This is a genomic window from Mesorhizobium sp. B2-8-3 (genome assembly GCF_006440815.1).
GTDB lineage: Bacteria > Pseudomonadota > Alphaproteobacteria > Rhizobiales > Rhizobiaceae > Mesorhizobium.
Map to the genome: position 1 here is coordinate 163,775 of NZ_VFTW01000010.1, position 20,041 is coordinate 183,815.

18 protein-coding genes and 1 pseudogene are annotated in these 20,041 nt (G+C 64.3%); 13 read left to right on the forward strand and 6 right to left on the reverse strand.

Annotation, left to right across the window (positions count from 1 at the left end; translation table 11 throughout):
• Window positions 1–146 precede the first annotated feature (146 nt).
• Window positions 147–2,216, reverse strand: a complete 2,070-nt coding sequence (locus tag FJ418_RS17335; RefSeq protein ID WP_140641238.1) for an EAL domain-containing protein — start codon at window positions 2,214–2,216, stop codon at window positions 147–149.
• Between the two features lie 299 nt (window positions 2,217–2,515).
• Here FJ418_RS17335 and FJ418_RS17340 point away from each other — a divergent pair, with 299 nt between their 5' ends.
• From FJ418_RS17340 to tdh, 3 genes are read left to right on the forward strand one after another with little or no spacing between them, the layout of a single operon-like run.
• Window positions 2,516–3,703: a glycine C-acetyltransferase gene (locus FJ418_RS17340; RefSeq protein WP_140867554.1), complete on the forward strand. Its 1,188-nt coding sequence runs from the start codon at window positions 2,516–2,518 to the stop codon at window positions 3,701–3,703.
• A 28-nt stretch (window positions 3,704–3,731) separates the two neighbouring features.
• Window positions 3,732–4,175, forward strand: a complete 444-nt coding sequence (locus FJ418_RS17345) for an SRPBCC family protein (protein WP_140855541.1) — start codon at window positions 3,732–3,734, stop codon at window positions 4,173–4,175.
• A 45-nt stretch (window positions 4,176–4,220) separates the two neighbouring features.
• Window positions 4,221–5,255, forward strand: coding sequence for an L-threonine 3-dehydrogenase (gene tdh, locus FJ418_RS17350; RefSeq protein ID WP_140867557.1), 1,035 nt, complete (start codon window positions 4,221–4,223; stop codon window positions 5,253–5,255).
• Window positions 5,256–5,456: 201 nt separating this feature from the next.
• On the opposite strand, the gene FJ418_RS17360 is transcribed toward tdh, so the two are convergent.
• Entirely contained in the window at window positions 5,457–5,930 is a 474-nt protein-coding gene (locus FJ418_RS17360; protein WP_140867560.1) for a MarR family transcriptional regulator, read from the reverse strand.
• Between the two features lie 83 nt (window positions 5,931–6,013).
• On the opposite strand from FJ418_RS17360, the gene hmgA reads away from it, so the two are divergent.
• The 4 genes and pseudogenes from hmgA to FJ418_RS17380 form a co-directional block, all read left to right on the forward strand.
• On the forward strand, window positions 6,014–7,327 hold the full coding sequence (gene hmgA, locus FJ418_RS17365) for a homogentisate 1,2-dioxygenase (RefSeq protein WP_140867563.1): 1,314 nt from the start codon (window positions 6,014–6,016) through the stop codon (window positions 7,325–7,327).
• On the forward strand, window positions 7,324–8,223 hold the full coding sequence (locus FJ418_RS17370) for an MBL fold metallo-hydrolase (RefSeq protein WP_140867566.1): 900 nt from the start codon (window positions 7,324–7,326) through the stop codon (window positions 8,221–8,223). The genes hmgA and FJ418_RS17370 overlap by 4 nt, the downstream gene beginning before the upstream one ends.
• Complete coding sequence (locus FJ418_RS17375; protein ID WP_140867569.1) at window positions 8,220–9,233, forward strand: fumarylacetoacetate hydrolase family protein; 1,014 nt, start codon at window positions 8,220–8,222, stop codon at window positions 9,231–9,233. Before FJ418_RS17370 ends, FJ418_RS17375 begins: the two co-directional genes overlap by 4 nt.
• Before the next feature lie 108 nt (window positions 9,234–9,341).
• Window positions 9,342–9,437 (forward strand): annotated as a pseudogene (locus FJ418_RS17380) (BrnA antitoxin family protein); the annotation flags it as partial.
• Between the two features lie 29 nt (window positions 9,438–9,466).
• On the opposite strand, the gene hppD reads toward FJ418_RS17380, so the two are convergent.
• Window positions 9,467–10,582 carry a 4-hydroxyphenylpyruvate dioxygenase gene (gene hppD, locus FJ418_RS17385; RefSeq protein WP_140783475.1) on the reverse strand — a complete coding sequence of 372 codons (1,116 nt, stop codon included), beginning with the start codon at window positions 10,580–10,582 and terminating at the stop codon, window positions 9,467–9,469.
• A gap of 138 nt (window positions 10,583–10,720) precedes the next feature.
• On the opposite strand from hppD, the gene FJ418_RS17390 reads away from it, so the two are divergent.
• Window positions 10,721–11,188 carry an Lrp/AsnC family transcriptional regulator gene (locus tag FJ418_RS17390; protein WP_140656389.1) on the forward strand — a complete coding sequence of 156 codons (468 nt, stop codon included), beginning with the start codon at window positions 10,721–10,723 and terminating at the stop codon, window positions 11,186–11,188.
• Window positions 11,189–11,232: 44 nt separating this feature from the next.
• On the opposite strand, the gene FJ418_RS17395 is transcribed toward FJ418_RS17390, so the two are convergent.
• On the reverse strand, window positions 11,233–11,571 hold the full coding sequence (locus tag FJ418_RS17395; RefSeq protein ID WP_140704126.1) for a TIGR01244 family sulfur transferase: 339 nt from the start codon (window positions 11,569–11,571) through the stop codon (window positions 11,233–11,235).
• A 286-nt stretch (window positions 11,572–11,857) separates the two neighbouring features.
• Here FJ418_RS17395 and FJ418_RS17400 point away from each other — a divergent pair, with 286 nt between their 5' ends.
• Entirely contained in the window at window positions 11,858–12,202 is a 345-nt protein-coding gene (locus tag FJ418_RS17400; protein ID WP_112098006.1) for a RidA family protein, read from the forward strand.
• Between the two features lie 267 nt (window positions 12,203–12,469).
• Here FJ418_RS17400 and hutC read toward each other — a convergent pair whose 3' ends face one another.
• Together hutC and FJ418_RS17410 are read right to left on the reverse strand one after the other, a co-directional pair.
• Window positions 12,470–13,216, reverse strand: coding sequence for a histidine utilization repressor (hutC, locus tag FJ418_RS17405; protein WP_140783474.1), 747 nt, complete (start codon window positions 13,214–13,216; stop codon window positions 12,470–12,472).
• 14 nt (window positions 13,217–13,230) lie between these two features.
• A complete protein-coding gene (locus tag FJ418_RS17410) occupies window positions 13,231–14,586 on the reverse strand; it encodes a formimidoylglutamate deiminase (protein ID WP_140867572.1) in 1,356 nt (451 codons plus the stop codon).
• Between the two features lie 94 nt (window positions 14,587–14,680).
• On the opposite strand from FJ418_RS17410, the gene hutI reads away from it, so the two are divergent.
• The 4 genes from hutI to hutU are packed head-to-tail and all read left to right on the forward strand — an operon-like array spanning window position 14,681 to window position 19,968.
• Complete coding sequence (gene hutI, locus FJ418_RS17415; RefSeq protein WP_140867575.1) at window positions 14,681–15,913, forward strand: imidazolonepropionase; 1,233 nt, start codon at window positions 14,681–14,683, stop codon at window positions 15,911–15,913.
• A complete protein-coding gene (gene hutH, locus FJ418_RS17420; protein WP_140867578.1) occupies window positions 15,910–17,451 on the forward strand; it encodes a histidine ammonia-lyase in 1,542 nt (513 codons plus the stop codon). Before hutI ends, hutH begins: the two co-directional genes overlap by 4 nt.
• Window positions 17,451–18,269, forward strand: a complete 819-nt coding sequence (gene hutG, locus FJ418_RS17425; RefSeq protein ID WP_140867581.1) for an N-formylglutamate deformylase — start codon at window positions 17,451–17,453, stop codon at window positions 18,267–18,269. Before hutH ends, hutG begins: the two co-directional genes overlap by 1 nt.
• Before the next feature lie 25 nt (window positions 18,270–18,294).
• Window positions 18,295–19,968 carry a urocanate hydratase gene (gene hutU, locus FJ418_RS17430; protein ID WP_181166972.1) on the forward strand — a complete coding sequence of 558 codons (1,674 nt, stop codon included), beginning with the start codon at window positions 18,295–18,297 and terminating at the stop codon, window positions 19,966–19,968.
• Window positions 19,969–20,041: the final 73 nt, after the last annotated feature.

Below are 20,041 nucleotides of genomic sequence, written 5' to 3' on the forward strand. Positions count from 1 at the left end.
GAAAATGGTGGTTTCCGAGAACTGGCCTACGCCGGCCGTAGCCCTAATTTAACTGCCACGTCACTCAGGAATGCTTCGGCCGGCGAAGGCCGGAAGCGCATGAAGCCGCCATTTGCAGGCCGGCCTCACCTGAATATCGGCGCATCTCAAGCCAAGCTGCCCTGCAGCACTTTCAGCTTCGCCTTCTTCGGGCTGCGCGCCAAAAGCCATTCGCGCGCCTTGTCCTGCGGCATCGGGAAGGCGATCGAATAGCCCTGCACCTGATCGCAGCCGATCGCCATCAGCGAGTCGAGCTCGGCTTCGGTCTCCGCACCCTCGGCGACGATCGAGATGCCGAGCCCGCGGGCAAGCTCGGTGATGGCGCGCACGATCTTGGAATTGTCGCCGTTCTCGTTGATGTTCTGGACGAAGCGGCGGTCGATCTTCAGCCGGTCGATCTCGTTCGGATTGACGTGGCTGAGCGAGGCATAGCCGGTGCCGAAATCGTCGAGCTCGAGATGCACGCCGGCGGCGCGGATGTGGCGGAGCTTCGCTGCGATGCCGGTCTTCTCGTCGTCGAGGATGACGGATTCGACAATTTCCAGCGCCAGCTTCTGCGGCCGCAGCCCGGCACGCTCCAGCGTGCCGAACAGGAAGGTGTCGAAATCGGACTCGCGCAGCTCCGTGCCCGAGACATTGACGGCGATGCGCCCGAAATCGATGCCGGCGCGGTCCCATTCGGCGGCTTCCTCGATCGCCTTGCCGATGACGATGCGGCCGATATCCGGCATGAAGCCGCATTTCTCGGCGACCGGAATGAACTCGCCAGGCGAGATCATGCCGCGCGTCTCGTGCTTCCAGCGCACCAACGCTTCGATGCCGCTGATCTTGCCGCTGGTCAGCGACACCTGCGGCTGGAAATAGACCTCGAAGCTCCTGTTGGCGATCGCCGTACGGATGTCCTGTTCGAGCTGCTTGCGATAGTCGAGTTCGCGGCGCAGTTCCTCGGAGAAGAAGGAGAAATTGCCGCCGCCGAGTTTTTTGGCGGAATAGAGCGCGAGATCGGCATGGACGAGCAGGTCCTGCGCGTTGTCGGCGTCGACCGGATAAACCGCTATGCCGGCGCTGGCTCCGGGCATGATGGTCGTGCCCTGGAACGTGATCGGCTCGTTGATCTCATCGAGGATGCGTTTGGCCAGCGCATGGATGTCCTCGGTGGTGCCCGCGCCGTTGAGGATCATGACGAACTCGTCGCCGCCAAGCCTGGCGCACAGATCGGACGCCCGGCAGGAATCGCGCATGCGCTGCGCCGTCACCACCAGCACATAGTCGCCGGCGGCATGGCCAAGCGTGTCGTTGATCTGCTTGAAGCGATCGAGATCGAGCTGGATCACCGCAAGGCGCTCGCGGCGGCGGTGCGCTCCCTTGATCAGCGTTTCGAAATGGTCGGTGAGGAAGGTGCGGTTGTGCAGCCCTGTCAGGCCGTCATGCACGGCGATGAAGGCCATCGAGTTGCGGGCATCGACCAGCTCACGCGTCTTGCGCAGGATGGCGTTGGACATCGGCCGGAAGATGAACAGCGCGACCAGCACGATGACGCCGAGCGTGGCGAAGAACAGCGTGCGATGCAGGTCGAGGATGTTGCTGGATTTTTCGTCGGCGAAGGCGCTGATGCGCTGGCCGAGCGCGGCATAGCCGGACATCGTCGCGTTGGCGACGGAGGCGTCGAGGCCGACGCGTTCGCCGCTGCCTTTATAGCCGTCGTTCTGCATGCCAAGCTGCGAGGCGAAGGACGAGACCAGCCTGTCGCCATTGGCGACGAGGCCGATCGAGAAGTAATCGAGGTGGAAAGGCTTGCTGAACAGGACGTATTCGATCGACTTCGGGTCGTTGCGCGCCGGCGAGAGCGGGTCGGCGCCGGTTTCCTTGAGCAGCCGGTCGTAGTTGGTCTCGAACTCGCCCGTCGCCTGCTTGAGCGCGGTGACCAGTGCCGGCTGCTTGTCGCGCGAGGCGGCGCCGGTGGCGCTGGCCAGGAAGACGATGCGCTGCGACAGTGCCTTCTGCGTCGAGACGATGTCGAGCAGCGCATGATTGTGCTGCTGCTGCGCCATCAATTGCTGCAGAAGAATGAAGGAGGCCACCACCATGGCGGCGATGATCGCCAGCGCCAGCCAATAGCCGGTCTTGATGAGCAGGATCAGCTTGCGCGAAACGCTATGCACTGGCTGCTGCGACATAACTGGGTGACCCCTCCGGTCGACGGATTTCTGCCTGGATTCGTGGCGGGAAAACGCTTGCCTTGAAAGGGTTAACAGGTCGGCAAGGGACGCTGGCGGCAAGAGCGGCGGCGCGGCAAAGCTCGCAAGATGGTTATCATGTCCTTTCCCGCTCACCCCATTTTTGATCGTATCGCGGCCGCGCCTTCGCAAAGAATTGCGAGCGGGCTTTCGCGGCGCCACCGAAGCGGTCGCTTTTGCGATGGATTTTTTGCAGCCATGGCGCGACAGTCCGGCCTCGAACCGAACAGGGCCGGACCATGAGCAAAGCATTCCTTTCCCACATCGACAGCGAGCTCCAGGGCCTCAAATCGGCCGGGCTCTACAAGTCCGAGCGAGTGATTTCCTCGATGCAGTCCGCCGAGATCGAGGTCGGCGGCGAAAAGGTGCTGAACTTCTGCGCCAACAACTATCTCGGCCTCGCCGATAGCCCGGATTTGCGCGACGCGGCAAAGCACGCGCTCGACCGCTACGGCTATGGCATGGCCTCGGTGCGCTTCATCTGCGGAACGCAGGAGGAACACAAGCAGCTCGAGGCGACGATCTCGTCTTTCCTCGGCATGGACGACACCATCCTCTACTCCTCCTGTTTCGACGCCAATGGCGGCCTGTTCGAGACGCTGCTCGGCGAGGAGGACGCCATCATTTCGGACGCGCTGAACCACGCCTCGATCATCGACGGTGTCCGGCTCTCCAAGGCCAAGCGCTTCCGCTACGCCAACAACGACATGGCCGACCTCGAAGCGCGGCTGAAGGAGGCGAAGGACTGCCGCTTCCGGCTGATCGCCACCGACGGCGTGTTCTCGATGGACGGCATCATCGCGAATTTGCACGGCGTCTGCGACCTCGCCGAGAAATACGACGCCATGGTCATGGTCGACGACAGCCATGCGGTCGGCTTCGTCGGCAAGAACGGCCGCGGCTCGGCCGAGCATTGCGGCGTCGAGGGCAGGGTGGACATCATCACCGGGACGCTCGGAAAAGCGCTGGGCGGCGCCTCCGGCGGCTACACGTCGGGCAAGAGCGAGGTGGTCGACTGGCTGCGCCAGCGCTCCCGACCCTATCTCTTCTCCAACACGCTGATGCCGGCGATCGCCGGCGCCTCGATCAAGGTGTTCGACCTGATCCGTCATGGCGACGCCCTGCGCGAGCGCCTATATGCCAATGCGGACCGGTTCCGCTCCAAGATGGGCAAGCTCGGCTTCACGCTGGCCGGCGCCGATCATCCGATCATCCCGGTGATGCTGGGCGACGCCGCACTGGCGCAGGAGATGGCCGCGCGCATGCTGAAGCGCGGCATCTACGTCATCGGCTTCTCCTTCCCGGTGGTGCCGAAGGGCCAGGCCCGCATCCGCACGCAGATGTCGGCCGCCCATTCCAGCGCCGATATCGACAGGGCGGTCGCGGCCTTCGGCGACGTGGGAAAAGAACTGGGTGTAATCGCTTGACCCACGCCGAGGAAAACAGAAGTCGGCCATGACGATCGATGTCACGAGCAGGATCGAGATCGCCAGGCCACGCGCGGTCGTCGCCGCCTTTTCCGCCGATCCGGACAACGTGCCCCGCTGGTACGTCAATATCAAATCGGTCGAATGGAAGACGCCCCGACCCGCGCAGGTAGGATCGAGAATTGCATTCGTGGCGCAGTTCCTCGGACGGCGGCTTGTTTACACCTACGAAATTGTAGATCTCGTGCAGGGCGAGCGGCTGGTGATGCGAACTGCCGAAGGACCGTTTCCCATGGAAACGAGTTATGCATGGCGCGATACCCGAGAAGGCGCTACCCATATGGCGCTCCGGAATCGCGGCACCCCGACAGGCTTTTCCCGTCTCGTGGCACCGTTTATCGCCCTGGCCGTTCGGCGTTCGACCGATCGAGACTTGCTCCGGCTGAAGAACATTCTGGAGGCGGCGCACTGATGAAACCGATCCATCGAGACAGGCAAGATTTTTGAGGAGCGTCTGATGTCCAACATGATGAAGGCGCTGGTGAAAGCCAAGGCCGAGCCGGGCATCTGGATGGAACAGGTGCCGGTGCCGGAGATCGGCCCCAACGATGTGCTGATCAAGGTCAAGAAGACCGCGATCTGCGGCACCGACGTCCATATCTACAATTGGGATCAGTGGGCGCAGAAGACGGTGCCGGTGCCGATGGTGACGGGCCACGAATTCGTCGGCACCGTTGCCGATTTCGGCGCCGCGGTCACCGAATATAAGGTCGGCCAGCGCGTCTCGGGCGAGGGTCATATCGTCTGCGGCCATTGCCGCAACTGCCGCGCGGGCAGGGGGCATCTCTGCCGCAACACGCTGGGCGTCGGCGTCAACCGCCCCGGCGCCTTCGGCGAGTATCTGGCCATCCCGCAGCACAATGTCGTGCCGATCCCCGACGACGTGCCGGACGAGATCGCGGCGATCTTCGATCCGCTCGGCAATGCGGTACACACCGCATTGTCCTTCGATCTCGTCGGCGAGGACGTGCTGGTCACCGGCGCCGGGCCGATCGGCATCATGGGCGCGCTGGTCGCGCAATGCGTCGGCGCGCGCAAGGTCGTCATCACCGATATCAACCCGGTGCGGTTGGATCTGGCGCGAAAACTCGGCGTCCAGCACGTCGTCGACGCCTCGAAGGAAAAGCTGCGCGACATCATGCCGTCGATCGGCATGACCGAAGGTTTCGACGTCGGGTTGGAGATGTCGGGCGCCGCCCCCGCCTTCCGCGACATGATCGACACCATGAACAATGGCGGCAAGATCGCCATCCTCGGCATCGCGCCCACCGGCTTCGAGATCGACTGGAACAAGGTGATCTTCAAGATGCTGCATCTGAAAGGCATCTACGGCCGCGAGATGTTCGAGACCTGGTACAAGATGATCGCCCTCGTGCAGGGGCCGCTGGATGTCTCGGGGCTGATCACCCATCGTATCGGCATCGACGACTATCAGGCCGGGTTCGATGCGATGCGCAGCGGCAGTTCGGGCAAGGTGGTTATGGATTGGTAGGGGCCTGTGGAGAGATGTCGAGTTCCTTCGCCCCCTCTCTGTCCTGCCGGACATCTCCCCCTCAAGGGGGGAGATCAGCCGTCACGCCGGCCTTCGCCAATCGCGGACGCTGCAAGATGAGCGCCGTCGCCAAAGCTGCCGATCTCCCCCCTTGAGGGGGAGATGTCCGGCAGGACAGAGAGGGGGGCCTCGCGTCAACATCTATACCCTGTCTGACGCCAAGCTGGCCTCCAGCGCAGCCACACCCTTCGCTATCGCCGTCCGTTCCCCCGCACTCAACCTCCCCAGTAACGCCTGCTCAAACGCCTTCGCCAGCGGCACCATCTCGCGATAGGCCGCGAGCCCCGCTTTGGTCAGCGCTAGATGCTCGACGCGGCGGTCGTTCTCGTCCGGCGTTCGCGTCAGCCAACGCCGTCGCTCCAACTCGGCCACCGCGCGCGACACCTTGGTCTTGTGCATGGCCGACTGCTCGCCGAGCTCCGTCGCCGTCATCGTGCCGCGCTGGCCGAGGCCTGACAGCGTGCGCCATTCCGGCCGGGTCAGCCCATGGCGTTCCTTGTAGACGCGCGAGAATTCGCGGCTGACGGTGTCGGCCAGCCGGTAGAGCCGGTAGGGCAGGAAGCTTTCCAGCTCGAGGATTTCGCGGTCGTTGGCCGCGTCGCTTCCGTTTATCATGTCCCGCGTCTCAGCGTTGCCATTGATAGTTACATTTTCAATGGTTACAAATGAAACCAGTTTGGTCAATCCGGGAGGAACCGATGGCCTTTTCCTACATGCCGGGCTTCGGCAACGACTTCGAAACCGAGACGCTGCCCGGATCGCTGCCGCAGGGTCGCAACTCGCCGCAGCGGCCGGCCTACGGCCTCTATGCGGAGCAGCTTTCGGGCTCTCCGTTCACCGCTCCGCGCGGCACCAACGAGCGCTCCTGGCTCTACCGCATCCGTCCGAGTGTGAAACACACCGGCCGCTTCAAGGGGGCGAGCTATCCCTTATGGAAGACCGGGCCGAATATCGGCGACCACGAGCTGGCGCTCGGCCAATATAGATGGAATCCGACGCCAATGCCCGGCGAACCGACGGACTTCATCTCCGGCATGCGCACCTTCACCACGGCGGGCGACGCGGTCGGACAGTCAGGCATGGCCGCGCATGTCTATGTCGCCAACCGCTCGATGGAGGACGACCATTTCTTCAACGCCGACGGCGAATTGCTGGTCGTGCCGCAGCTCGGCGCGCTGCGCTTCGTCACCGAGATGGGTGTGATCGAGCTTCGGCCCGGCGAGATCGCCGTGCTGCCGCGTGGCCTCGTCTTCAAGGTCGAGCTCGCCGATAAGGAAGCGCGCGGCTATGTCTGCGAGAACTACGGCGCCAAATTCACCATGCCCGACCGCGGCCCGATCGGCGCCAATTGCCTGGCCAATCCGCGCGACTTCAAGACGCCCTGCGCCTGGTTCGAGGAGAAGGAGACGCCCTGCCGGCTGATCGTCAAATGGTGTGGTTCGTTCCATGTCACCGAGCTCGGCCATTCGCCGCTCGACGTCGTCGCCTGGCACGGCAACTATGCGCCCTACAAATATGATCTGGCGACGTTTTCGCCGGTCGGCGCCATCCTGTTCGACCATCCCGACCCGTCGATCTTCACGGTGCTGACGGCACCGAGCGGCGAAGAGGGCACGGCCAATGTCGACTTCGTCATCTTCCCGCCGCGGTGGCTGGTGGCGGAAAACACGTTTCGGCCGCCCTGGTACCACCGCAACATCATGAGCGAGTTCATGGGCCTGATCCACGGCCAGTACGACGCCAAGGAGGAAGGTTTTGTCCCGGGCGGCATCAGCCTGCACAACGAGATGCTGGCGCACGGGCCGGACGCCTCCGGCTTCGAGAAAGCGACGCGAGCGGACTTGAAACCGGTCAAGCTCGACAACACCATGGCCTTCATGTTCGAGACACGCTTTCCGCAGATGCTGACGCGCTACGCTGCGGAACTCGGCACCTTGCAGGAGAACTACATCGACTGCTGGGCCGACCTGAAGAAGCGTTTTAACGGCACGCCCGAGGGCGACTGGTCTTGAGTACCGAAAAGCTGGATCGGCTGGTCGTGCTTGGCTCAAAGGGCGGCCCAGCGGTCCGGCCGGGCGGACCTTGGCCGAGTTCGTCGCTGCTGGAGATCGGCGGGCGCAGTATCGTCGTCGATTGCGGGCTGGGCGTCACGCGCGGCCTGGTCGATGCCGGCATGGGCCTCAAGGCGCTCGACCTGATCTTCATCACGCATCTCCATTCCGACCATCTTCTCGAGCTCGGGCCGCTGATCCACACCGCATGGACGGCGGGTTTGGCGACACCGGTGACGGTCTACGGGCCGTCAGGCACCCATGACCACTGGCTGCATTTCTGCCGGGCGATGGAGTTCGACATCGAGATCCGCATCGTCGACGAGGGGCGGCCAGATATTCGCGAACTGGTCTCCGTCAAGGAATTTGGCGAGGGGACCATCCTGGCGGAGGGTGGCCTGACGGTGACGGCGCTGCGCGTCGACCATCCGCCGGTGATCGACTGTTTCGCGCTGCGTTTCGAGCATGGCGGCAGAAGCGTGGTGTTTTCCGCCGACACGGCGTTCTTTCCGCCGCTGGCCGACTTTGCCAAAGGGGCCGATGTCCTCGTCCACGAGGCCATGTTGGAGGAAGGTTTGGAAAGGCTGGTCGCTAGGACCGGCAATGGCGCTCGGCTGAAAGAGCACCTTTTCGCCAGCCACAGCCTCGCCGAGGAGGCGGGTCACATCGCCAGCGATGCCGGCGTGAAGCGACTGGTGCTCAACCACCTCATTCCAGCCGACGATCCCGCGATCGGCGAGGCCGACTGGGTCGCCGCTGCTAGGAAATCGTGGGCCGGTGACTTGACGATTGCCCGAGACCGCCTTGTTGTGGAGTTAAGCGGTCAGAAGGCCGCATCAGGAGAGGAAACCGCATGAAGCTTGCCACATTGAAGAACGGGACGCGCGATGGAAAACTGGTCGTCGTCTCGCGCGATCTGACCCGGTTCACCGACGCTTCGTTCCTGGTGCCGACGCTGCAGGCCGCGCTCGACGATTGGCGCCGCATCGCCCCGCATCTGGCGGCGATGGCGGAATCGCTGGAGACCAATGCGGTGCCTTCGGCGCGCTTCCACGAGCATGACGCCCATTCGCCGCTGCCGCGCGCCTATCAATGGGCGGACGGCTCGGCCTATGTGAACCATGTCGAACTGGTGCGCAAAGCCCGCGGCGCCGAGATGCCGGCAAGCTTCTGGACCGATCCGCTGATCTACCAGGGTGGCTCGGACTCTTTTATCGCGCCGCGCGACCCGATCCGTATGGCCGAGGAAGCATTCGGCATCGATATGGAGGCGGAGGTCGCCGTCATCGTCGACGACGTGCCGATGGGCGCCGGGCTGGACGCGGCAAGAGAGGCGATCCGGCTGGTGATGCTGGTCAACGACGTGACGCTGCGCGCCATCACCGGACCGGAACTGGCCAAGGGCTTCGGCTTCTTCCAGTCGAAGCCATCTTCGGCCTTCTCGCCGGTCGCGGTCACGCCGGACGAATTGGGCGATGCCTGGGACGGCGGCAAGGTCAGCCTGCCGCTGCTCGCCGATCTCAACGGCAAGCCATTCGGCCGCGCCAATGCCGGCATCGACATGACTTTCGACTTCCCGGCGCTGATCGTGCATGCCGCCAAGACGCGGCCGCTCGCCGCCGGCACCATCATCGGCTCGGGTACCGTCTCCAACAAGCTCGATGGCGGCCCGGGGAAACCGGTTTCGGCGGGAGGCGCCGGCTATTCCTGCATCGCCGAGCTGCGCATGATCGAGACCATCGAGGGCGGCGAGCCCAAGACGCCGTTCCTGCGTTTCGGCGACACGGTGCGCATCGAGATGAAGGACAAAGCCGGACATTCGATCTTCGGCGCCATCGAGCAGAAGGTCGAGAAATACGAGGGGTAGGCGATACCTGGCGAAGCGCTCTATGTGCTGTTCGGGCACTGGGCGCTGGCCATGCTGGTGGTCTTCGTCCAGGCGACGCGGCTGAGCTACCGCATCGAGGCGCGTTCGCGCCTCGACAGCGATGTGGTCGCCTGCTTCCGTGCCGGCGGACCGGGCTGCCAGAGCCGGATAAACGAGATTCTGCGGAAGGCCGCCGGCCTTTAGGATAGCCGGCGGTTTGGTCCTTCGGCTGGCTATGCCGCCTTGCCGTCCAGCTTGATCACGCCACGCTTGATCTGGTCCTGCTCGATCGACTCGAACAGCGCGCGGAAATTGCCTTCGCCAAAGCCTTCGTCGCCCTTCCTCTGGATGAACTCGAAGAAGATCGGCCCGATGACGGTCTTGGAGAAGATCTGCAGCAGGATCTTGGTCGTGCCGCCGTCGACGACGCCTTCGCCGTCGATGAGGATGCCGTGCTTCTTCATGCGCTCGATCGGCTCGTCATGGCCGTTCACGCGGTCATGCGACATCTCGTAATAGGTGTCGGGTGGGCCGGGCATGAACTTCAGCCCGTTGGCGGCGAGCTTGTCGGTGGCCTCGTAGATGGCGTCGGTGCCAACCGCGATGTGCTGGATGCCCTCGCCATTGTACTTCTTGAGATACTCGGCGATCTGGCTGGTCTCGTCCTTGGACTCGTTCAGCGGAATGCGGATCTTGCCGCAGGGCGAGGTGATGGCGCGGCTGACCAGGCCGGTGATCTTGCCGTCGATGTCGAAGAAATGGATCTGCTTGAAGCCGAACAGGTCGCGGTAGAAATCCCACCACTTGTCCATGTTGCCGCGATAGACATTGTGGGTGAGGTGGTCGAGGAAATAGAAGCCGACGCCTTCGGGCTTCGGGTCGCGCTCGGCCAGCCATTCGAACTCGGCGTCATAGGCCGAGCCCTTCTCGCCATAGGCCTCGATGAAATAGAGCAGCGAGCCGCCGATGCCGACGATTGCCGGTACGTCCAACGCCTTGTCGGCGCCTTCATAGGGTGTGGCGCCCTTCGACACGGCGTGGTCGAAAGCATGCTTGGCATCGACCACGCGCCAGGCCATCGAGGCGGCGCAGGGGCCGTGCTTTTCGACGAACTTCATCGCGTGCGAGCCGGGCTCGGCATTGACGACGTAGTTGATGTCGCCCTGGCGCCAGACGGTGATGTCCTTGCTGCGATGCTTGGCCACCGCGACATAGCCCATTCGGGTGAAAAGCTCGGCGAGTTTTTCGGGCTCCGAATGCGCGAACTCGACGAATTCGAAACCGTCTGTGCCGGCGGGGTTTTGCTTGTTGATCTTGGCGGGTGGGGCGTCGTGCGGGAAGGGGCCCATGGCAGTCCTCCGAAAGCTGTTGCGACCGTGCTTGGCCAACTTTCACGATGATAGCGCGGAGCGTCCGCACGGTGCTTGCATTCAACCGCTTGAAATGCTCATCATGCGCGCAAATTGTGCATGATTGGAGAAAAATCCATGGATGATGCGCGCCTTGACCAATTTGACCGCAAGATATTGGCGCTTTTGCAGGATGATGCGCGATTCACCAACAACGATCTGGCAGAGCGGGTGAACCTCTCGCCATCGCAATGCTCGCGCCGCCGCCTGCGGCTGGAGGACGATGGCTATATCAAGGGCTACCGCGCCGTGCTCGACCGCGATCGCCTGGGCTTTTCGCTGGTCAACGTCATCTCGGTGACTTTGGCCACCCACAACCGCGACAACGCGCGGCGCTTCGGCGAACTGGTGGCGCGCCTGCCCGAAGTGCAGGAGGCGCACGCGCTGACCGGCGAGATGGATTACATCCTGAAGGTGGTGACGCCCGACCTCAAATCATTGTCCGAGTTCGTCAACGGCGTGCTCCTGCCGCACGAATCGGTACAGCACGTGAAGACGGCGATCGTGCTGGAGACGCTGAAGGAAACCGGCGCGCTGCCGATATAGGAAAGCGGATTTCGCGGATTGGCATCGTGCCAACGCGCTAAGCCTCAGTCTCTCTGCTGCTGGATCAGCCCGTAAAGGTTGGTGCAGCGCGCCCCTGAACGGCAATAGGCGAACACCGGGCCTTCGAGTTCGTCGAGCGCCTGGGCCTGGTCCTCGACATTGTCCATGGTGATCTGGCCGCTGATCACCGGGATATAGCGGAAGCCGAGCCCGGCTGCCTCGGCCGCCGCCTGGACGCTCCCGGCGGAAGGCTGGCCGGGCTGCTCGTCGTCCGGCCGATTGCAGATCACGCTTTTGAAGCCGGCGTCCTTGATGGCGGCAATGTCCTGCGGCTGGATCTGGCCGGAGACTGAATAGTCGTCGCTGATCTGGCGGTATTCCATGGTGTCGTCCTCGCAATCTCTTTGGCCGCAGTCTTGCCACTCCGGGTGAGGGGCGGCAATCCGCGTTGAAGGAATTCCCTGCCAAATAGACATAGCCGGCTGGAAAATCCAACTAGGCCAATTTTGACCCGGTTGGGAACGCGCCTGGATCCGCAGCAGAGCGTGGCATGCCGGGCTATTGGCACAACTCAATCTTCTTGCGCGCCGCATGGATTTGGCGACCCGGCCTTGCCCGGAGTTGGAAGCGACTTTAAACAGGCGCGACCCTCAAACGAAGGAACCTCCAATGAGCATTCGTCGCATCGATGTCGGCCCGCGCATGAGCCAGATCGTCATTCATGGCAACACCGTCTATCTGGCCGGCCAGGTCGGTGAACCCGGCGGCAACGTCGCATCGCAGACCCGCGACATCCTGAAGACCATCGACGAATTGCTGGCCAAGGCCGGCACCGACAAGACCAAGATCGTCCAGGCGATCATCTGGCTGGACGACATGAAGACCTTCGCCGAGATGAACGCGGAATGGGACAAGTGGGTGCCGCAGGGCCACACGCCCGCCCGCGCCACCGGCGAAGCCAAGCTCGCCACCCCGGAATATCTGGTCGAAATTATAGTGACGGCGGCGCTGTAAGGGCGCGGCGCCGGAACTGCCAATCTCCCCCTTGTGGAGAGATGCCCGGCAGGGCAGAGGGGGGCGCTGTCCCGCCACGCCACCGCGATCGTCATCCTCGGGCTTGACCCGAGGATCCATGCCGTGACCTCTGACGTGGGGCGCAATGGTGCAGAATTCTGTAAACGTTGCAAAGCCTTAGCGTCACGGCATGGATTCTAGGTTCTGCGCGCGTCGCTTCGCTCCTTGCTTCGCCCTAGAATGACGACAGCGATGGGCGGGGATCACTCACCCCTGCGACGGCGTGAACCGCGCCACCAGCGTGTGGCTCTCGGCCGGATAGACAAAGCGCACATGCGTCACCGGGTGCTCGGCGCTCCAGGTCCGGCGTTCGACCACCAGGCAGGGCGCGCCCGGGTCGATGTCGAGCGCGTCGGCGATTGTCTCGTCGGCGGCCATGGCGCGGATGCGGTGCTCGGCCTCGCTCCACGGCACGCGGCCGATCAGCCAGGGGCCCGGCGCGATCTCGAGAAATTCCTCCTCGCTGGCTTCGGCCACGGCTGAGAGATTGATCAGCCGCTGCTCGAGCGCGAATGGCCGCTCGCCGGCGAAATGCAGACCTTCCAGCGCCAGCACCTGACCTGATGCGGAAAGCCCGAGCAGCGCGCGGTCCTCGGCGCTGCTGCGCCGCTTGAGGCGTTCCAGCCGCTCATAGCGATAGGGCAGGCCGAGCGCCTCGACCTCGATCCGGATATCGTGCAGTTCCAGCACCGCTGCCTGTGACTGCGGCTGGCGCACGAAGCTGCCGGAGCGGCGGCGGCGCTCAATCAGCCCGGCCTTGGCGAGTTGCGACAGCGCCTTGTTCACCGTCATGCGCGAGCAATTATAGTGAGCCGTGAGCTCATGCTCGAAGGGGATGCGATGGCCCGGCGCCCAGGCGCCCGAGAGGATCTTTTCGCGGATGTCGGACAGGATGCGCTGATGCAGCGAGAGGATCTCGCCGCCCTCGACATCATCCGTTTCGACAACGCTCATCGGATGTTTCCTGTTCAGCTCTGCGAGAGCACGGTCATGACATCGCGGAACCGCTTGGCAACCGCCTCGCGCCTCGCATGCTTGCCGCCGCTGACCTGCTTTTCGCCACGCACCCAGACGCAATCGACATTGCCGCCATTGGCAAAGATCCAGGCGTCGAGGATCGCGTCGCCCGCCTTGCCGGCCAGCGAGGGATGGTTTTGGTCAAGCGAAACGAGATCGGCAGGGCCGCCGGCGGCAATTCGCGACGGGCCGGCGCCGAGCGCCTGGCTGCCGCCGTCGAGCGAAGCGTCGAACAGCGCGCGTCCCGTGGATCCGCCGGCGCGTGCCAGCACATTGCGGGCGCGGTGGGCGAGGCGTTGCGAATATTCGAGCTGCCTCAACTCGGCCGGCAGACCGATCAGCACATTGGAATCGGAGCCGACGCCGAAGCGGCCGCCATGCTCGATGAACAGCGGCGCGGCAAACGTGCCATCACCGAGATTGGCCTCGGTGATCGGGCAGAGCCCGGCGATGGCGCCGCTTTTGGCCATGGCGATCGTTTCGGCCTCGGTCATATGCGTGGCGTGGATCAGGCACCAGCGTTTGTCCACCGTAGCGTTGGCAAGCAGGAATTCGACCGGACGCTTGCCCGACCAGGTAACGCAGTCCTCGACTTCCTTCACCTGCTCGGCGACATGGATATGGATCGGCCCGTTCGGCGCCATCGCCGCGACGGCATTGAGCTCGTCCGGCGTTGCGGCGCGCAGGCTGTGCGGCGCGACACCGACGACAGCCTGCTCCAATGGGCGAACGCCCTCGCGAGCTTTCTCAAGCAGTCGCCCAAAGCGCTCGATATCATTGATGAATCGCCGCTGGCCTTCGTTGGGAGCGGCGCCGCCAAAGGCCGAATGGGCATAGAAGACAGGCAGCAGCGTCAGCCCGATGCCGGTGCCGGCGGCTGCCGCGGCGATCCGCTCGGCCATCTCGGCGATATTGGCGTAAGGCTTTCCGTCGCGATCATGATGAAGGTAATGGAATTCGCCAACCCGCGAGAAGCCGGCCTCCAGCATTTCGACATAAAGCTGTGACGCGACCGCCTCGACATGGTCCGGCGTCATCGACAGCGCGAAGCGGTACATCACCTCGCGCCAGCTCCAGAAACTGTCGGCCGAAGGGCCGCGCAATTCGGCAAGACCCGCCATGCCGCGCTGGAAGGCGTGGCTGTGCAGGTTAGGCATGCCGGGCAGGACGATGGCATGACGCTCGTCGCCGGCTTGCGCGGAAGCGCCGGCCTCGACCGTGGAGATGCGGCCGCCGTTGAAAGCGATCCTCACATTGCCCTGCCAACCGCCGGGCAGCAGCGCCTGTTCCGCAAAGATCGCCGTCACCTTTATCTCCGAATCTCGATGCGAGAGCGACATTACCACTTGCGTCGCTTTTCAATATGTATATACATAATCGTCATCCAAGCAAACGGAAAAGATGATGGGTGGAGCAAACAACAAGAGCGGCCATCGGGTCTGGCGCAATGCGCGACTGGCGACCATGGCCGAGGGCGCGGCCGGCCTCGGCATCGTCGAGAAAGGCGCGGTCGTCGCGCGTGATGGGCTTATTGTCTATGCCGGCCCCGAGGCCGATATGTCGGCCGCTGCCGGGCAGGGCGCCGAGGCCGTCGATTGCGAAGGCCGCTGGATCACGCCCGGCCTGATCGACTGCCACACGCATCTTGTCTATGCCGGCAACCGCGCCAACGAGTTCGAGATGCGGCTGGCCGGCGCCACGTATGAAGAAGTGGCGCGCGCTGGGGGCGGCATCGTTTCCTCGGTCAAGTCGCTGCGCGCCGCCAGCGAGGACGAGCTGGTCGCTGAGACGCTGCCGCGTCTCGACGCGCTGATGGCCGAAGGCGTCACCACCGTCGAGGTGAAATCGGGATACGGCCTCGACCTCGAGAACGAGAAGAAGTCGCTGCGCGCCGCCCGCCGGCTGGGTCACGAGCGACCTGTCACGGTCCGCACGACTTGTCTTGCCGCGCACGCCCTGCCGCCCGAAGCCAAGGGCGACAAGGACGCGTTCATCGATCTCGTCTCCGGCACCATTTTGCCGGAAGTCGCCGCCGAAAAGCTCGCCGACACCGTCGACGGTTTTTGCGAGGGCATAGCCTTCTCGCCGGAGCAGATGGCGCGCGTCTTCGACAAGGCCGAGGCGCTTGGCCTGCCTGTAAAACTGCACGCCGACCAGCTTTCCAACCTGCATGGCGCGGCCCTTGCCGCCCGCTATGGCGCGTTGTCGGCCGACCATCTCGAATATACGGACGAGGACGGCGCCGCGGCGATGGCCAGGGCCGGCACCGTGGCGACGATCCTACCCGGCGCCTACTACTTCATCCGCGAGACGAAGAAGCCGCCGGTCGATCTGTTCCGCCGGCACGGCGTGAAGATGGCTGTCGCCACCGATTCCAATCCCGGCACCTCGCCGCTCACCTCGCTGCTGCTCACCATGAACATGGCCGCGACGCTGTTCGGCATGACTGTCGACGAATGCCTCGCCGGCGTCACCCGCGAGGCCGCGCGTGCGCTGGGGCTTCTCGACAAGACCGGCACTTTGGAAGCCGGCAAATCGGCCGATCTCGCCATCTGGGATATCGAGCGCCCGGCCGAACTCGTCTACCGCATGGGCTTCAATCCGCTCCATGCCCGTATCTGGAGAGGACAATGACCGAACTGACCCTGACGCCCGGCAACGCGACGCTTGCCGACTGGCGCGCCATCTATCGCGGCGCCGTGCCGAAGCTTGACGCCGCTTGCCGGCCGAAGATCAAGGCCAGCGCCGAGGCGGTCGCCCGCATCGTCGCCAAGGGCGAGCCGGTCTATGGCATCAACACCGGCTTCGGCAAGCTCGCCAGCGTCCGCATCCCGGCCGACGATCTCGAAACCCTCCAGCGCAACATCGTGCTTTCGCATGCCGCCGGCGTCGGCGAGCCGATGCCTGTCGCCGTTGTGCGGCTGATGATGGCGCTGAAACTCGCCAGCCTGGCGCAGGGCGCCTCCGGCGTGCGGCCTCAGACCATCGAATTGCTGGAAGCCATGCTCGCCAACGACGTCATCCCCGTCGTGCCCGCGCAAGGCTCGGTCGGCGCGTCCGGCGACCTTGCGCCGCTCTCGCATATGACCGCGGTGATGATCGGCGTCGGCGAATGCTTTACCCCACATGGCCGCTTCCCGGCCAAGGTCGCCTTCGTCTCGCATGGGCTGGAGCCGGTGACATTAGGCGCCAAGGAGGGCCTTGCGCTGCTCAACGGCACCCAGTTCTCGACCGCCTATGCTTTGGCCAGCCTGTTCGAGGCCGAGGTGCTCTACCAGTCAGCGCTGGTCGCCGGCGCGCTGTCGACCGATGCGGCACGAGGCTCCGACGCGCCCTTCGACCCGCGCATCCATCTTTTGAGAAGGCATCGCGGCCAGATCGAAACGGCGGATGCGCTGCGCAACCTGATGGCCGGCAGCGCCATCCGTGAATCGCACCGCGTCGGCGACGAGCGCGTGCAGGACCCGTACTGCCTGCGCTGCCAGCCGCAGGTGATGGGCGCCGCGCTCGACGTGCTGCGCAAGGCCGCCGACACGCTTGAGACCGAAGCCAATGGCGTCACCGACAATCCGCTGATCTTCGCCGAGGACGACACCGCGCTTTCGGGCGGCAATTTCCATGCCGAGCCTGTGGCTTTCGCCGCCGACATGATCGCGCTTGCCGTCTGCGAGATCGGCTCGCTGTCGGAGCGGCGCATCGCCATGCTGGTCGATCCGGCGCTGTCCGGCATGCCGGCCTTCCTGACGCCGAAGCCCGGCCTGAACTCGGGTTTCATGATCCCTCAGGTGACGGCCGCGGCGCTTGTCTCGGAAAACAAACAGAAGGCCTATCCGGCAAGCGTCGATTCGATCCCGACCTCGGCCAACCAGGAAGACCATGTCTCGATGGCCGCGCACGGCGCGCGCCGGCTGCTCGGCATGATCGAGAACGCCACCGCCGTCATCGGCATCGAATTGCTGGCTGCGGCGCAAGGCTGCGACTTCCATCAGCCGCTCGCGTCCAGCGAAGCGCTGGAAGCGGTGCGCAAGCTGGTCCGGGCCGAAGTGCCGCATCTCGACAATGACCGGCATTTCCATCCCGACATGGAAAAGGCCATCGCCATGGTGCGCAGCGGCGCCGCAATCACGGCTGCCGGCGCGATAGCGCTGCCGTCGATCTCGGGAGCCGCATGATGGCGCCGCCGTCCTGGCTCACCGTCACCCAAGGCACCGCGCCGCTGTTGGTCTCGATCCCGCACACCGGCATCGACCTCGCTGGCCTCGACAACCGGCTGGTCTCGACTTGGCTCGGGCGCCGCGACTGCGATTGGTGGATCGACAAGCTCTATGATTTTGCGATCGATCTCGGCGCGACCGTCGTGCACACCGCGATCTCGCGCACCGTCATCGACGTCAACCGCGATCCGTCGGGCGTTTCGCTCTATCCCGGGCAGGCGACGACGACGCTTTGCCCCACGGATACCTTCGATGGCGATCCGCTCTACCGCATGGGCGAGGAGCCGACGCCGGCCGAGATCGACCAGCGCCGCGAGACCTATTTCAAGCCTTATCACGCCGCCCTGCAGGCCGAGATCGATCGGCTGCGCGGCATGCACAACAAGATCGTGCTCTACGACTGCCATTCGATCCGCTCGGTGCTGCCGCGGCTGTTCGAAGGCACGCTGCCGGTCTTCAACCTCGGCACCAATGACGGCAAGAGCACCGATCCTGTGCTGCAGCAAAAGGTTGCCGCCATCCTCGCCGCGACCGGCGAGACCTGGGTGGTCAACGGCCGCTTCAAGGGCGGCTGGATCACCAGAAGCTTCGGCCGGCCTGAAAATGGCGTGCACGCGCTGCAGATGGAGCTCTCCAACCGCGGTTACATGCGTGAGCCGTCGGAAAGGGGTTCGCCGGAAAATTGGCCGGTGCCTTACGACGCCACCTACGCAGCGCCGATCCGCGCCACGCTGAAAACCATCCTCGAAACCGCCATTGAATGGGCCGGGCGCTGACCCGCCGCCTTACTCGAAAGGGATAATGATGAACGATCCCCGCCACAACATCCGCGAAGTGCGCAGCCCCCGCGGCGACAAGCTCAACGCCCGCTACTGGACGACCGAGGCGCCGCTGCGCATGCTGATGAACAACCTCGACCCGGAGGTAGCCGAAAATCCGAACGAATTAGTCGTCTATGGCGGCATCGGCCGGGCGGCGCGCACCTGGAACGATTTTGACCGCATCGTCGCGTCGCTGAAGACACTGGGCGAGGACGAGACGCTGCTGGTGCAGTCCGGCAAGCCGGTCGGCGTCTTCAAGACCCATTCCAATGCGCCGCGCGTGCTCATCGCCAACTCCAACATCGTGCCGCATTGGGCAACCTGGGAGAAGTTCAACGAGCTAGATAGGAAGGGCCTGATGATGTACGGCCAGATGACGGCCGGCTCCTGGATCTATATCGGCACGCAAGGCATCGTTCAGGGCACCTACGAAACCTTCGTCGAGGCCGGCCGCCAGCACTACAACGGCAACCTCAAGGGCAAGTGGATCCTGACCGGCGGCCTCGGCGGCATGGGCGGCGCCCAGCCTCTGGCCGCCGTCATGGCCGGCGCCTCCTGCCTTGCCATCGAGTGCAACCCGGATTCGATCGATTTCCGCCTGCGCACCCGCTATCTCGACGAGAAGGCCGAGACGCTCGACGAGGCGATGGAAATGATCGACCGCTGGACCAAGGCCGGCGAGGCGAAGTCGGTCGGGCTGCTCGGCAACGCCGCCGAGATCGTGCCGGAGATGTTCAGGCGCGGCATCCGTCCCGATATGGTCACCGACCAGACCTCGGCGCACGACCCCATCAACGGCTATCTGCCCAAGGGCTGGACGATGGCCGAGTGGCGCGAGAAGCGCGTCAGCGATCCGAAGGCCGTCGAGAAAGCCGCCCGCGCGTCGATGCGCGAGCACGTCGAGGCGATGGTGGCGTTCTGGAACGCCGGCGTGCCGACGCTCGACTACGGCAACAACATCCGCCAGGTCGCCAAGGACGAGGGTTTCGAGAACGCCTTCGCTTTCCCGGGCTTCGTGCCGGCCTATATCCGCCCGCTGTTTTGCCGCGGCATCGGTCCGTTCCGCTGGGCGGCACTCTCCGGCGATCCGGAAGACATCTACAAGACCGACGCCAAGGTGCGTGAGCTCACCCCCGGCAACACCCATCTGCACAACTGGCTGGACATGGCGCGCGAGCGCATCTCCTTCCAGGGCCTGCCGGCGCGCATCTGCTGGGTCGGCCTTGGCGACCGCCACCGGCTCGGCCTCGCCTTCAACGAGATGGTGGCCAAGGGCGAGCTCAAGGCGCCGGTCGTCATCGGCCGCGACCATCTCGATTCCGGCTCGGTCGCCTCGCCGAACCGCGAGACCGAAGCGATGAAGGACGGCTCGGACGCCGTTTCCGACTGGCCGCTGCTCAACGCGCTGCTCAACACCGCGTCCGGCGCCACCTGGGTGTCGCTGCATCATGGCGGCGGCGTCGGCATGGGCTTCTCGCAGCACGCCGGCATGGTGATTGTCGCCGACGGCACGGCGGATGCCGCCAAGCGCTTGGAGCGCGTGCTGTGGAACGACCCGGCGACCGGCGTCATGCGTCATGCCGATGCCGGCTACGACATCGCCATTGAATGCGCCAAGGAGCACCAGCTCAACCTGCCGGGCATTCTGGGCTAGGGCTTGTTGAGATTCATCGTGAGTTTATGACGGCGGCAGCGAGATGGATGATGGCACTGAAACTCTGGTCGGT

What these genes read in the sequence shown, in the direction of transcription:
- tdh (WP_140867557.1), top strand. Translation starts at nt 4,221, where the DNA reads ATGTCCAACATGATGAAGGCGCTGGTGAAAGCCAAGGCCGAGCCGGGC.
- hmgA (WP_140867563.1), top strand. Translation starts at nt 6,014, where the DNA reads ATGGCCTTTTCCTACATGCCGGGCTTCGGCAACGACTTCGAAACCGAG.
- hutG (WP_140867581.1), top strand. Translation starts at nt 17,451, where the DNA reads ATGGCGCCGCCGTCCTGGCTCACCGTCACCCAAGGCACCGCGCCGCTG.
- FJ418_RS17335 (WP_140641238.1), bottom strand. Translation starts at nt 2,216, where the DNA reads ATGTCGCAGCAGCCAGTGCATAGCGTTTCGCGCAAGCTGATCCTGCTC.
- hutU (WP_181166972.1), top strand. Translation starts at nt 18,295, where the DNA reads ATGATGAACGATCCCCGCCACAACATCCGCGAAGTGCGCAGCCCCCGC.
- FJ418_RS17360 (WP_140867560.1), bottom strand. Translation starts at nt 5,930, where the DNA reads ATGATAAACGGAAGCGACGCGGCCAACGACCGCGAAATCCTCGAGCTG.
- hutI (WP_140867575.1), top strand. Translation starts at nt 14,681, where the DNA reads ATGATGGGTGGAGCAAACAACAAGAGCGGCCATCGGGTCTGGCGCAAT.
- FJ418_RS17340 (WP_140867554.1), top strand. Translation starts at nt 2,516, where the DNA reads ATGAGCAAAGCATTCCTTTCCCACATCGACAGCGAGCTCCAGGGCCTC.
- FJ418_RS17345 (WP_140855541.1), top strand. Translation starts at nt 3,732, where the DNA reads ATGACGATCGATGTCACGAGCAGGATCGAGATCGCCAGGCCACGCGCG.
- FJ418_RS17395 (WP_140704126.1), bottom strand. Translation starts at nt 11,571, where the DNA reads ATGGAATACCGCCAGATCAGCGACGACTATTCAGTCTCCGGCCAGATC.
- hppD (WP_140783475.1), bottom strand. Translation starts at nt 10,582, where the DNA reads ATGGGCCCCTTCCCGCACGACGCCCCACCCGCCAAGATCAACAAGCAA.
- FJ418_RS17390 (WP_140656389.1), top strand. Translation starts at nt 10,721, where the DNA reads ATGGATGATGCGCGCCTTGACCAATTTGACCGCAAGATATTGGCGCTT.
- hutC (WP_140783474.1), bottom strand. Translation starts at nt 13,216, where the DNA reads ATGAGCGTTGTCGAAACGGATGATGTCGAGGGCGGCGAGATCCTCTCG.
- hutH (WP_140867578.1), top strand. Translation starts at nt 15,910, where the DNA reads ATGACCGAACTGACCCTGACGCCCGGCAACGCGACGCTTGCCGACTGG.
- FJ418_RS17375 (WP_140867569.1), top strand. Translation starts at nt 8,220, where the DNA reads ATGAAGCTTGCCACATTGAAGAACGGGACGCGCGATGGAAAACTGGTC.
- FJ418_RS17400 (WP_112098006.1), top strand. Translation starts at nt 11,858, where the DNA reads ATGAGCATTCGTCGCATCGATGTCGGCCCGCGCATGAGCCAGATCGTC.